The sequence below is a fragment of the Myxococcus guangdongensis genome, from assembly GCF_024198255.1.
Classification (GTDB): Bacteria; Myxococcota; Myxococcia; order Myxococcales; family Myxococcaceae; genus Myxococcus; species Myxococcus guangdongensis.
Window position 1 is genome coordinate 778158 of sequence record NZ_JAJVKW010000001.1, and the last position, 13276, is coordinate 791433.

Sequence of the window (13276 nt, forward strand, 5' to 3'; positions counted from 1 at the left end):
AGGCTGATGTCCGCCCTCCGCGTTACAACCCCAGGGCAGCCACTTGCTCCCATCGCCCGGTTTCACGCGGCGTCGCGAGGCCGCTTGCTTTCCGGGCGGCTCACCGCGAAATAGGCCCCGCACGCGAGCCGTTGCTCCGGGTTCCTCCTACACCTTCAGTGATATGCGCGCCCTGACCGACCTGCCCAATGACCCTGGCCCCTCCCTCCAACTGGGCCTGCCGGGCTTCACCTTCGAGGACCTCTACCGCCCGCGCGGGCTGCGCCGGCTGGCCCAGAGCTTCGACGCGCGGCTCGCCGAGGACGAGCCGGAGCTGTTCCAGGCGTTCGACGCCTATCGCAAGTCCCAGGGCAAGAGCCTCACCGGCCCCGCCGAGTCCGACCTGCTGGTGCGCGTGGCCCGCCACATGTCGCGCTTCGTGGCCCGGCTCTTCCGCGTCGAGTCCGAGCTCGACCGGTTGATGGGCCACCTGAAGGGGGAGCTGCCGCTCTTCGACTTCAAGCGCGAGTTCATCACCCGCCGCGTCTTCAAGAAGGGCGCTCCGGACCGGCCCACGCTGGCCGAGTTCCCCTCGCTGGACGGCCGCATGCGGCGGATGCTCCAGCTGGGCTTCCCCGAGGCGCTCTCCACCGGCGACTTCGAGCGAGGGCTCGCCGAGTCCGTCCTCAGCCTGATGGAGTTCGAGCGCCTGTTCTCCGGCAACCTCCCCGCCGAGCAGCAGGAGAAGGCCCCGGCTCTGCGCGAGCGCTGGGCGGCCCTGCGCGGCGCGCTCCTGGCGACCCCAGAGGGCCGCGAGGGGTTCGGCTCCAGCCTGGTCACCCAGGGCGATGACGCCGCGGAGCTGCAGGCCGTGCGCGCCCTGTTGTCGCTGGCGGACCGCTGGACGTATGCGCGCGCGCTGCACCCGGAGACCAAGGACCAGTTCCACACGTGGCCCACCCACCGCGTGCCCAAGCCGCTGGTGTTCGACCAGCTCGTGCACCTCCAGCGTCCGGACGCCGAGCTGCCCGAGGCCACCGAGGGCCTGGAGCACCACCTGCGCCACCGCGACGGCTTCAAGCTCACGGACCGGCGGGGCACCCAGCGCGACGTGATGAACGAGGTGGACTACTGCGTGCTCTGCCACGAGCGCCAGAAGGACTCCTGCTCCACCGGCTTCCCCGCCAAGGACAAGGTCGCCGAGGGCCACAGCTACAAGAAGAACCCCCTGGGCATCCCCCTGACGGGCTGTCCCCTGGATGAGCGCATCTCCGAGGCCCACCTGCTCAAGCGCGAGGGCAACTCGCTGGCGGCGCTGGCCATGGTGACGCTGGACAACCCGATGTGCCCGGGCACCGGCCACCGCATCTGCAACGACTGCATGAAGGCCTGTATCTTCCAGAAGCAGGAGCCGGTGAACATCCCCCTGGCGGAGACGGCCGCGCTGACGGACGTGCTGGACCTCCCCTGGGGCTTCGAAATCTACGGGCTGCTCACGCGCTGGAACCCGCTCAACGTGCGCCGGCCGTACGCGCTGCCCTACGTGGGCCGCAACGTCATGGTGGTGGGTCTGGGCCCCGCCGGCTACACGCTGTCGCACTACCTGCTCAACGAGGGCTTCGGCGTCACGGGCGTGGACGGCCTCAAGATTGAGCCGTTCTCCGACGAGCTGGTGGGCCGCAACGGCCATGCGCTCGCGCCCATCCGCGACTGGCGCTCGCTCACGCGCGAGCTGGACGAGCGCGTGCTCGAGGGCTTCGGCGGCGTGTCCGAGTACGGAATCACCGTGCGCTGGGACAAGAACTTCCTCACGCTCATCCACCTGACGCTGGCCCGGCGCGAGGGCTTCCGCATCCACGGCGGCGTGCGCTTCGGTGGCACGCTCACCATCGAGGACGCGTGGGAGCTGGGCTTCGACCACGTCGCCATCGCCGCCGGCGCCGGGCGTCCCACCATCATCGGGATGAAGAACAACCTCATCCGGGGCATCCGCAAGGCGAGCGACTTCCTCATGGCGCTGCAGCTCACCGGCGCCTTCAAGAAGGACTCGCTGGCCAACCTCCAGGTGCAGCTGCCCGCCATCGTCATCGGCGGTGGCCTCACCGGCGTCGACACCGCCACGGAGCTGATGGCGTACTACCCGGTGCAGGTGGAGAAGGCGCTCGCCCGCCACGAGAAGCTCTCCGCGGAGCTGGGCGAGGAGGCCGTCATCGCGCGCCTGGACGCCGAGGAGCGCGCCACCTACCAGACCTTCCTGGAGCACGGCCGCGCGGTCCGCGCCGAGCGTGAGCGCGCGAAGGCCGAGGGCGGCACACCCGACTTCATCAAGCTGGTGCGCGCCTGGGGCGGCGTCAGCCTGGCCTACCGCCGCAGCCTCACCGAGTCCCCCGCCTACCGCCTCAACCACGAGGAGGTGACGAAGGCGCTGGAGGAGGGCATCCGCTTCATCGAGCGGATGAGCCCCGTGGAGGCGATTCCGGACACGACGGGCGCGGTGCGCGCGCTGCGCTTCGAGCGCATGGTGACCGTCGACGGCAAGCTCAAGGGCAGCGGCCAGTTCTTCGAGCTGCCCGCGCGCACGGTGTGCGTGGCCGCCGGCACCTCGCCCAACGTCACGTACGAGCGCGAGTACCCCGGCACCTTCCAGCTCGACGAGGGCGGCGACTACTTCCAGGGACACTCCTTGGTGGAGACCGAGGACGGCTTCACGCTCGAGCGCGTGGAGGCCAGCGAGGACCTGGACTCCCAGGTGGGCTTCTTCACGTCGTACGCGAAGGACGGCCACTTCATCTCCTTCTACGGCGACAACCACCCCACCTACGCGGGCAACGTGGTGAAGGCCATGGCCAGCGCGAAGGACGGCTACGGTGAAGTGGCCCGCCTGTACGCGAAGGAGGTGGCCGCGCTCGACTTCGACGACGAGGTGGCGCAGGCCCGCCGTGAAGAGCAGCGCGCGGCGCACTTCGCGAAGCTGGACTCCGCGTTCAACGCCACCATCGTCGCCGTCAAGCGTCTGACGCCGACGATTGTGGAGGTGGTGGTGAAGGCGCCCTTCGCGGCCAGCCACTTCCAGCCCGGCCAGTTCTACCGGCTCCAGAACTTCGAGCGGAACGCGCCCGTGGTGGACGGCATGCGCCTCACCATGGAGGGCCTGGCCCTCACCGGCGCCTGGGTGGACAAGGAGAAGGGGCTGATGGGCACCATCGTGCTGGAGATGGGCTCGTCCTCGCGCCTGTGCTCCGCGCTCACCCCGGGCGAGAGCGTGGTGCTGATGGGCCCCACGGGCGCGCCCACCGAAATCGGCCACAACGAGACGGTGGTGCTCGTGGGCGGCGGTCTGGGCAACGCGGTGCTCTTCTCCATCGCCCGCTCGCTCAAGGCCGCGGGCTGCCGCGTCGTCTACTTCGCGGGCTACCGGCTCAAGTCGGACTCCTTCAAGCAGGACGAAATCGAGGCCGGCACGGACCAGATTGTGTGGTCGGTGGACACCGGGGAGACGATTGAACCCCGCCGCCCGCAGGACTCCGCCTTCCGAGGCAACGTGGTGCAGGCCATGCTGGCCTACGCCGAGGGCAAGCTGGCCGCGCCCTCGCTCATCCCGCTCTCGGAGGTGGACCGCATCATCGCCATCGGCTCGGACCGGATGATGCGCGCGGTGGCCGAGGCCCGCCACGGCGTGCTCCAGCCGTACCTGAAGCCGGACCACGAGGCCATCGGCTCCATCAACTCGCCGATGCAGTGCATGATGAAGGAGATCTGCGCCCAGTGCCTCCAGCGGCACGTGGACCCGCGCACCGGCAAGGAGACGTGGGTCTTCTCCTGCTACAACCAGGACCAGCGCCTGGACCAGGTCGACTTCGTCAACCTGAACCAGCGGCTGCGCGGCAACACGGTGATGGAGAAGATCGCCGACCTGTACCTGGCGCAGCTGCTCAAGAAGGCCCCGCACCTCAAGCGCGTCTGAGCGCGCTTCGAAGGGCCCGACGTCTTCACCGGCGCGTGCCGGTGAAGACGCGCAGCATCTCCTGGTAGTTCTTCATCAGCTCGTCCTCGCGCGTGAGGACCACGTCCACGTTGGCGTCGCCGTACTCGCGGCGCACGTCGGTGAGCTTCTGGAAGGACTCCACCTGGCGGCGCATGGAGGCCACCTGCGCGGCCAGCTCCTCGCGCTGCTCCGGCGGCAGCTTCTGCTGGAGCTCCTCCAGCTTGCGCAGCTCGTCCTCGTACTGGAGCGTGCGCCCCAGCTGCCGCTGGCCGATGACGGCCGTCACCACCTGGGCCAGCCCGTTGATGTCCGCCACGCTCAGCCCCGCGGACGCCCGGGCCTCCGCCTCCGCCTTGGCCTTGGCCTCCACCACCTTGAGGCCCGCGCGCACCTCCGCCATCGCCTCCGGCGTGCCCGCGTCCACCAGCACCCCCAACCCCTGCAGCCCCTTCACCTGCGAGCCGTACACCTCCAGCATCCGCCGCTGGTAGGCCACGTAGGCCGTCAGCTTCTCGGGCGTCACCCCATAGGCCCCGGCTCCGGCCTCGGCCGCCTCCAGGGCGTCCAACCCGGCCGCGCCCGCGTCCTCCACCCCGGGTACATCGCTACCCGCGGCCCCATCCTTCTTACATCCCGAGAGGGCCAGCGCCCCCGCCAGGACCCACAGCGCCTTGCGCATCCGGACTCCTTGCCAGACAGACGGCTCGTCAGCCCCCGCGTGTATGCTGCGCGGACGCGTGCGGAGGAGGACGGCCTCCTCCTGTCTGTCACGTCGAAGGTTGTTCAGGCCACTGAACAATCGCCGCATTACCTTTGACCAACCCGGCGGCGGTCGTGTACGAACCGCGGTCCGGTTGCTCCGGTGGAGGGACTTTGAGGATTTTCCTGGTTAGGCACGGCGATGCGGACGCGGAGATCCCCGAGGGTCTCGGCGATGAAGCACGCTGGCTCACGGCGAAGGCGCGCGCGAACACGGCGGCACACTTCGCATCGTTGTCCGAGCGCATGGGGCCCATCAGCCTCATCCTGACCAGTCCGCTGGTTCGCACGGTGCAGACGGCGCAGATCCTCGCGTCCGCGCTGAAGTACGAGGGCCTGCTCCAGGTGCACAAGAGCCTGCTGCCGGACATGCCCGTGGGCACGGTGGACTCGCTCATCAAGGAGCACGAGGGCGAGAACCTGGTCCTGGTCGGCCACCAGCCGTCCGTGGGCGCGTTGGCCACCCACCTGCTGGGGATGCAGTCGAGCCCGAAGGCCGTCAACCCGGGCACCGTCATCGCCCTGGAGCGCACCGAGGGCGAGAGCGCGCAGTACAAGCTCCTGTTCTACGCGGCCCCCGGCCACCCGGTGCTCGACGTCATCCAGTGAGGGCCTCCCGTCGGCCATGATGGACGAAGCACGCTACAACCAGCGCGTCGCCGCCGTGTTCAAGCGGATGCTCGCCGCGGCGGACGCCCTCGACCCGGACCTCCTGGAAGCCGAGAGCACGGGTGACATGCTCACCCTGACGGCCCGCTCCCGGGAGAAGTGCATCGTCAACACCCAGCGCGCCGTGAAGCAGATCTGGGTGGCCGGCCAGGGTCAGGGCATCCACTTCAGCTACGACGAGGCCACCGGCACCTGGCTGGATGACAAGGGCCGGGGCCTGGAGCTCTTCCGGTTCGTCGCCGACGTGGTGCACCACATCAGCGACGTGGACTTCATCTACCCGTCCTGATTCCGGCTGGCGTCGCTGGCCACCTCCACCCAGTCGCCTCCCGCCGCCTGCGCGCGTCGCAGCGCGTCTCCGGCGTCCTTCAGCATCCCGCCGAAGCTGATCTGCTGGACGGCCGCGCCCGGCCCCGGGCCCTTGCCCGCCGGAGGCTCCGACACGGACACCCCCACCGAGGCCGTGCCCGCGGGAAGCGTGGTGACGCTCTTGAGCTTCTCGCGCAGGCGCTCGGCCACCACCCGGGCTCCCGAGCGGGGCGTGTGCGGCAGGAAGACGACGAAGCGGCTGTCCGCGAAGGGCACCGCCACGTCGATGTCGCGCACCCCCGCCACCAGGAGGCCCAGCGTCTCCGCCAGGGCGCCCTTGCGCGCGGCGGGCGCCAGGGACGAGGCCCGCTCCTGGAAGCGGTCCAACTCCACCATCAGCAGGGCGATGGGGTAGCGGTAGCGGCGGCTGCGCTTCACCTCCATGAACATCAGCCGCTTGAGGAACTCGAAGTCCGCGGACGTCGCCCCCACGGGGGCCTGCGGCGCGCGCGGCGCCTGGGGCTCCACCGGCACGGGGGTGACGGGCATCGGAGCGGCCCGCGGCGCGCGCCGGGCCTCCTCGCGCTGCAGCAGCAGCGACACGCACGTCAGCACGGTGGCGCGCTTGAGCGGGCCCACCAGGCAGCCATCCGCACCCGACTGCTGGGCGCGCTCGTCGGCGTGTTCTTCATCCGGCGGGTACATGAGCAGCACGGGCGCCGTGAGGCCCTGGGCGCGCGCACCCCGGCACAGCGCCTCGCCATCCAGCGCGCCCATGCCAGAGGCGAGGAGCACGGAGGGCGGACGCTCCCGGGCGGCGCGCAGCGCCTCGTCGACGCTCGCCACCCACGCCACCTCGTGGCCGGCGCCCTCGAGGTACCGGCGCAACACACCCGCCACCGGGGCGGCGGGCTCGGCCAGGAGCACGAAGGCCATCAGACCGACATGACCTCTTTCTCCTTCGCCTGGACGATGGAGTCGACCTGCTTGACGCCGTCGTCGGTCTCCTTCTGGACCTTCTCGGTGATGCGCTTCTGGTCGTCCTCGGTGATCTTCTTGTCCTTCAGCTGCGTCTTGAGGACTTCGTTCGTGTCGCGGCGGATGTTGCGGATGGCGACCTTGTGGTCCTCACCCTTGGTCTTCACCTGCTTGGCGATTTCCTTGCGGCGCTCCTCGGTGAGCGGCGGGAAGGGCAGGCGAATCATCTCCCCGTCATTCATGGGGTTGATGCCGAGGTTGGCCTCGCGCAGGGCCTTCTCGATGTCCTTGAGGACGCTCTTCTCCCACGGCTTGATGATGATGAGCCGGGGCTCCGGGGCGCTGACGCTGGCCACGCCGGACAGGGGCGTGGGCGTGCCGTAGTAGTCCACGCGGACGTTGTCGAGGATGGCGGTGTTGGCGCGCCCGGTGCGCACCTTGGTCAGCTCGCGCTTGAGGTCCTCGAGCGTCTTGGTGATGCGCTCCTTCAGCTCTTTGACGAGGTCGTCGCTCATTTGCGTGTTCTCCTTGAACTCGGAATCGGGATGAGTGCGTGAGGTCAGGCCCAGGCCGTCTCACTGCCGCCCACGACGGTACCAATCTCACCGCCGCCCAGCACCGCGCGGCCGATGTTCCCCGGCACGGTGAGGTCGAAGACGATGATGGGCAGCTTGTTGTCCATGCACAGCGAGATGGCCGTGGAGTCCATCACATTGAGGTTCTGCTTCAACACATCCATGTACGTCAGCGAGCGGTAGCGGCGCGCGGTGGGGTCCTTCTTCGGGTCCGCGTTGTAGATGCCGTCCACCTTGGTCGCCTTGAGGATGACCTGGGCGTTGATTTCCATGGCGCGCAGCGACGCGGCCGTGTCCGTCGTGAAGTACGGGTTGCCCGTGCCCGCGGCGAAAATCACCACGCGGCCCTTCTCCAGGTGGCGCACCGCGCGCCGGCGGATGTAGGGCTCCGCAATCTGCTCCATCTTGATGGCGGACAGCACGCGCGTGTGTAGGCCCTTCTTCTCCAGCGCGTCCTGCATGGCCATGGAGTTGATGCACGTGGCCAGCATGCCCATGTAGTCCGCGCTGGCCCGGTCCATGCCCTCCGTCGCCCCGGCGACGCCGCGGAAGATGTTGCCTCCGCCAATCACCAGGGCCACCTCCACGCCCGCTTGCGCCAGCTCGATGACCTGGTCAGCGATGGCGCTGAGGGTGGGTGGGTGGATGCCGTACTTCCCCTCTCCCATCAGGGCCTCGCCCGAGAGCTTGAGGAGAATGCGCTTGTATCGGAGCGGTTGGGTCGTGTCGGAGGACATGCGCGTCCGCTTCTATCCCCCGGATTGCGGCATATCAACGCCCGAGTCGGACAAGGCGGCCACACCGTCCACGGCCAACGCCCCGAAGGGCCCTGGGAGCCGTCCAGGGGCCCCAAAAGAGAAGGGCCGCGTCCCCCGCTCCCCAAGAGGGAGTCGGAAGGGTCGCGGCCCTCGGGGCCAACCGGGAGGACCTCTCAGGGAGGTCCCCGGAGGGCTCAGCCCTGGCCCAGCGTCTTGGCCACTTCGGCGGCGAGGTCGTCCTTCTTCTTCTCGATGCCCTCACCCACCTCGAAGCGGACGAAGCGGCGCACGGAGACCTTCTCGCCAATCTTCGCGGCGCGCTCGGTGATCATGTCGCCGACCTTCTTCTTGTCGTCCTTCACCCACAGCTGGTCCACGAGGCAGACCTGCGTGTAGTACTTCTCCATCTTCCCGACGAGGATCTTCTCCAGCATCGCCTCGGGCTTGCCCTGCTGCTTGAGCAGCTCGCGCTCGATCTCGCGCTCCTTCTCAAGGTTCTCGGTGGGCACTTCCTCGCGGCGGACGAACTTGGGGGCGGCGGCGGCGATCTGCATGGCCACCTCCTTCACCAGGTCCTGGAAGTCCGGGTTGCGCGCGACGAAGTCGGTCTCACAGTTGACCTCCACCAGCACGCCGATGCGACCGCCGTGCACGTAGGTGCCCACCAGACCTTCGGCGGCGACGCGGCCTTCCTTGCCGGCGGCGCGGGAGATGCCCTTCTTGCGCAGCCACTCCTCGGCCTTCGCGAAGTCGCCGCCGGACTCGGCCAGCGCCTTCTTGCAGTCCATCAGGCCCGCGCCGGTCCGCTCGCGGAGGTCCTTCACCATCTGGGCGGTCACTTCGGCCATGTTCTTCTCCTGCCTCCGCCACCACGTGGGCGCCATGCGCCGGGCGGAGCATTGATGTTCAAGGGGTACGGAGTACGACGGGAAACACGGACGGCCGGGTGACAGGCGTTCTCTTCCGCCACCCGGCCGCCACGAAGACACTGGAGTGAAACGGGGGGATTACTCCGCCGCCGTCTCGCCCGCGGGCGCCTCGCCGCCCTCGGCCGCGGGCTGCTCGGCGACGGCCGGCGCGCCCTTCATCTCGACGAGGGGGCCACGGCGCTCGCCGCCACGGTCACGGTCGCCACCACGGCGGTCGCCGCCGCGGTCATTGCGGCGCGGGCCACGGCGGTCATCACGCTCACGGCGGTCGTCACGGCCCTCGCGCTCCTCCTGCTCGTCGCGGTCCGCCGCGCCGGAGGCACGGTAACGGGCCGCGCCCTCGATGCAGGCCTCGGCGATCTTCGACGTGAAGAGCTTGATGGAGCGGATGGCGTCGTCGTTGCCGGGAATCACGAAGTCGATGCCGTCCGGATCGCAGTTCGTGTCGACCAGGCCAATCACGGGGATGCCCAGACGGGTCGCCTCGTGGATGGCGATGTGCTCCTTCTTCGGGTCGATGATGAAGACGCAGCGGGGCAGCTTGGACATCTCCTTCACGCCGCCAAGGTTCTTCTCGAGCTTCTCGCGCTCGCGCTCCAGCGAGGCGACTTCCTTCTTGGGCAGGCGCTCGAAGGTGCCGTCCTCGGCCATCTTCTCCAGCGTCTTGAGCCGGTCGATGCCCTGCTTGATGGTCTTGAAGTTGGTCAGCGTGCCACCCAGCCAGCGGCTGGTGACGAAGAACTGACCGGCGCGCGCGGCCTCCTCGCGGATGACGTCCTGCGCCTGCTTCTTGGTGCCGACGAAGAGCACCGAGCCGCCGCGGGCCGTGATGTCCGCCACGAAGCGGAAGGCCGAGCGGGCCATCGTCACGGTCTTCTGGAGGTCGATGATGTAGATGCCGTTGCGGGCACCGAAGATGTACGGCTTCATCTTCGGGTTCCAGCGCTTGGTCTGGTGGCCGAAGTGAACACCGGCCTCCAGGAGCTGCCGCATCGTGATGCCGCCGGCGGCGGCCATGGCCTGCTGCTGGTTCTGCGTTTCCTGCGTGTCGATCGACATGTTGTTTCTCCGGTTCGTCCGCCACACCCGAGCGAAGCTCCGGCCGTGACATCCGGGGCAGGGCCACTCCTCGCGGAGGGGACCTCACCCACGGGTGCACCGGCGACCGGCACGGGCGTGTGTGAAGTGGGTACGACTGAGGGTAGATACCCCCACCCCAGACTACGAGGCGGGGGGTCCTTAACAGAACCCTTCCGGGCGGCGCAAGCTTCGCCTCACCGCCCGTGCCGGGAAGCAGGCGCAAAGCCCCCTCCCCCGCCCTCCAGGCGTCCTGTGGCCCCCGGAAACACCACCGGCGCGGTCCGCCGCCCGAACCTCGGGGCGGCGCCGCGCCGGCGCCTGGACATCCCTGGGGAGGCAGGACCGCCTAGACGTTGGCCTCCGCCGCGCCATGGCACTTCTTGTACTTGCGACCGCTGCCGCAGGGGCAGGGATCATTGCGGCCCACGCGGGGGCCCTGCTGGGCCGCCGGAGGACGGGCCGCCTGGGCGACGGAGGCCTCGTCCAGCTTGCCCTCCGCCGTGCCGCGACCCTCCACCGCCTTGCGCTGCTGCTGGGCCAGCTGCCGCTGGATGCGGACGGCCTCTTCCTCGGCGCTGGTGGCCGAGCGCGGCTGCACGCGCATGAGCTGGGAGACGAACTGCGCCTTGATGGACGACAGGGTCTGGATGAAGCCCTGGTAGCCCTCGCGCTTGTACTCCTGCTTCGGGTCCTTCTGGCCATAGCCACGCAGGCCGATGCCCTGGCGCAGGTGGTCCATGCCCAGCAGGTGCTCCTTCCAGAGCCGGTCGATGGTCGCCAGGTAGTTGTACTGGAGGAAGCGCAGGAAGTTCTCGCCGAACTCCTCGTCGCGGGTGCGGAAGACCTTCTCCGCCGCCCGGTAGATGTGGTCCTGGAGCTCGTCGCGGTTGCCCACGTTGTCGAAGCTCATCTCCAGGTCGAACGTCTCCTTCACCGTCCGGGTGAGGGCGTCCAGGTCCCAGCCTTCCGAGCTCTTCGTCGGCGCGTAGGTGTCCACCGTGGAGACGATGACGTCCTCCACCGCATCCAGCACCATCTCCTTGAAGTCCGCCCAGCTCACCATCCGCTCGGAGCGGCTCTTCACCCGCGTCTTCGGGTCCTCGGTGTACTCGACGAGCGGGAGGCCCGCGCCCGCGGCCAGCACCTGACGACGCAGCTTGTAGATGGTGCGCCGCTGCTGGTTCATCACGTCGTCGTACTCGAGCAGGTTCTTGCGGATGTCGAAGTTGTGTCCCTCGACGCGCTTCTGGGCCCCCTCGATGGCGCGGGTGAGCCAGATGTGCTCGATGACCTCGCCCTCCTCCATGCCCAGCCGCTCCATCAGCCCCTGGATGCGCTCGGAGCCGAAGATGCGCATCAGGTCATCCTCGAGGGAGAGGAAGAACCGGCTGCCACCCGGGTCACCCTGACGACCGGCGCGGCCACGCAGCTGGTTGTCCACGCGGCGCGACTCGTGGCGCTCGGTGCCGATGATGAACAGGCCGCCGGCCGCCATCACCTCCTCGCGCTCCTTCTTGGTCTCCGCCTCCAGCTTCACCTGCGTGTCGGCGAGCTTCTGCTCCCACTCGGCCAGGGCCTGCTGGTACGCGGTCTGCGGGTCCGGCTGGGGCGCGGCGCCCTCGACGGGGGCCTGCGGGGCCACGGGCGCAGGGGCCTCCGGCGCGGGGCCCACGGCCGCCTTCGCCAGCACCTCCGCGTTGCCGCCCAGGAGGATGTCCGTGCCGCGGCCGGCCATGTTGGTGGAGATGGTGACGGCGCCCTTGCGGCCCGCCTGCGCGACGATGTCCGCCTCGCGCTGGTGCTGCTTGGCGTTGAGCACGTTGTGGGGGACGCCCCGCTTCTTCAGGAAGCTGGACACCACCTCGCTCTTCGCGATGGAGACCGTGCCCACGAGCACCGGCTGCCCCACCTTGTGCAGCTCTTCGATCTGCGCGGCCACCGCCTCGAACTTCTCGCGCTCCGTCTTGTAGACCACGTCCTGCTGGTCCTTGCGGATGTTGGCGCGGTTGGTGGGGATGACGCGCACGTCCAGGCTGTAGATCTTCGCGAACTCCTCCGCCTCCGTGTCCGCGGTGCCCGTCATGCCGGACAGCTTGGAGTACATGCGGAAGTAGTTCTGGAACGAGACGGTCGCCAGCGTCTGGTTCTCGTTCTCGATCTTCACGCCCTCCTTGGCTTCAATCGCCTGGTGGAGGCCGTCGGACCAGCGGCGGCCCGGCATCTGGCGGCCGGTGAACTCGTCGACGATGACGACCTCGCCGTCCTTCACCACGTAGTCCTTGTCGCGCTTGTAGAGCGTGTGCGCGCGCAGGCCCTGCTCCACGTGGTGGAGCGTCTCGATCTCACCCGGGTCGTACAGGTTGGAGACGTTGAGGCGCTTCTGGAGCTTGTCGATGCCGTCGTCCGTCAGCGACACGGAGCGGTGCTTCTCATCCAGGGTGAAGTCCTGGTCCGGGACGAGGCCGGGGATGACCTGGTCCACCCGGTAGTACTTGTCCGTGCTGTCCTCGGTGGGACCGGAGATGATGAGCGGCGTGCGGGCCTCGTCGATGAGGATGGAGTCCACCTCGTCGACGATGGCGTAGTTCAGCTCGCGCTGGACGTAGTCCTGCAAGCGGAACTTCATGTTGTCGCGCAGGTAGTCGAAGCCGAACTCGTTGTTCTGCCCGTACGTGATGTCCGAGCGGTACGCCTCCTGGCGCTGCTTGTCGGACAGCTCGTGGAGCACGCAGCCGGTCGTCATGCCCATGAACTTGTAGACCCGCCCCATCCACTCCGCGTCGCGGCGGGCGAGGTAGTCGTTCACGGTCACCACGTGCACCCCGCGCCCGGACAGGGCGTTGAGGTAGCTGGGCAGCGTGGCCGTCAGCGTCTTGCCTTCACCGGTGCGCATCTCCGCGATGCACCCCTCGTGGAGGAACATGCCGCCGATGAGCTGCACGTCGTAGTGGCGCTGGCCGATGACCCGGCGCGAGCCCTCGCGGATGAGCGCGAAGGCTTCGAACAGCATGCTGTCGAGCGGCCGTCCGTTCTGGATCTCCTGCTTCAGCCGAGCCGTCTCGGCAGGAAAGTCCTCGTCCTTGAGGGCCCGCATCCGGCTTTCCAGCTCGTTGATGCGGATGACCTTCTCGCGGGCCTTCTTGAGCTCACGCTCATTCTTGGTCCCGATGAGCTTCTTCAGCGTCCATTCGATCATTCGTTGACTCTCTCGCGGCCGGAGAATCCTCGAAGGACGGCGGCGAGTGAAGGGAAATC

Annotated in this window: 10 protein-coding genes; 3 read left to right on the top strand and 7 right to left on the bottom strand. The window is 68.7% G+C overall.

Going from position 1 to position 13276, the window contains the following annotated elements:
- The first annotated feature begins 163 nt into the window (after positions 1 to 163).
- Positions 164 to 3943, top strand: a complete 3780-nt coding sequence (locus LXT21_RS03175) for an FAD-dependent oxidoreductase (RefSeq protein WP_254036591.1) — start codon at positions 164 to 166, stop codon at positions 3941 to 3943.
- 25 nt (positions 3944 to 3968) lie between these two features.
- On the opposite strand, the gene LXT21_RS03180 is transcribed toward LXT21_RS03175, so the two are convergent.
- Entirely contained in the window at positions 3969 to 4643 is a 675-nt protein-coding gene (locus LXT21_RS03180; RefSeq protein WP_254036592.1) for a hypothetical protein, read from the bottom strand.
- 155 nt (positions 4644 to 4798) lie between these two features.
- Here LXT21_RS03180 and LXT21_RS03185 point away from each other — a divergent pair, with 155 nt between their 5' ends.
- Both LXT21_RS03185 and cyaY read left to right on the top strand, forming a co-directional pair.
- Positions 4799 to 5332, top strand: a complete 534-nt coding sequence (locus tag LXT21_RS03185; protein WP_254036593.1) for a SixA phosphatase family protein — start codon at positions 4799 to 4801, stop codon at positions 5330 to 5332.
- A 16-nt stretch (positions 5333 to 5348) separates the two neighbouring features.
- Positions 5349 to 5681: an iron donor protein CyaY gene (gene cyaY, locus LXT21_RS03190; RefSeq protein WP_254036594.1), complete on the top strand. Its 333-nt coding sequence runs from the start codon at positions 5349 to 5351 to the stop codon at positions 5679 to 5681.
- Here cyaY and LXT21_RS03195 read toward each other — a convergent pair.
- From LXT21_RS03195 to secA, 6 genes are all read right to left on the bottom strand, one after another.
- Positions 5669 to 6637, bottom strand: coding sequence for a diguanylate cyclase (locus tag LXT21_RS03195; protein ID WP_254036595.1), 969 nt, complete (start codon positions 6635 to 6637; stop codon positions 5669 to 5671). The genes cyaY and LXT21_RS03195 overlap by 13 nt on opposite strands.
- The gene (gene frr, locus LXT21_RS03200; RefSeq protein WP_254036596.1) at positions 6637 to 7194 is read right to left on the bottom strand and encodes a ribosome recycling factor; all 558 of its coding nucleotides are present in this window, start codon (positions 7192 to 7194) and stop codon (positions 6637 to 6639) included. Before frr ends, LXT21_RS03195 begins: the two co-directional genes overlap by 1 nt.
- A 44-nt stretch (positions 7195 to 7238) precedes the next feature.
- Entirely contained in the window at positions 7239 to 7991 is a 753-nt protein-coding gene (gene pyrH, locus LXT21_RS03205) for a UMP kinase (RefSeq protein WP_254036597.1), read from the bottom strand.
- Positions 7992 to 8206: 215 nt separating this feature from the next.
- Entirely contained in the window at positions 8207 to 8860 is a 654-nt protein-coding gene (gene tsf / locus LXT21_RS03210; protein WP_254036598.1) for a translation elongation factor Ts, read from the bottom strand.
- Positions 8861 to 9019: 159 nt separating this feature from the next.
- Positions 9020 to 10000 (bottom strand): 30S ribosomal protein S2, encoded by a 981-nt coding sequence (gene rpsB / locus LXT21_RS03215; RefSeq protein ID WP_407666952.1) that lies wholly within the window; start codon positions 9998 to 10000, stop codon positions 9020 to 9022.
- A gap of 367 nt (positions 10001 to 10367) precedes the next feature.
- Positions 10368 to 13217 (bottom strand): preprotein translocase subunit SecA, encoded by a 2850-nt coding sequence (gene secA, locus LXT21_RS03220; RefSeq protein ID WP_254036599.1) that lies wholly within the window; start codon positions 13215 to 13217, stop codon positions 10368 to 10370.
- Positions 13218 to 13276 lie beyond the last annotated feature (59 nt).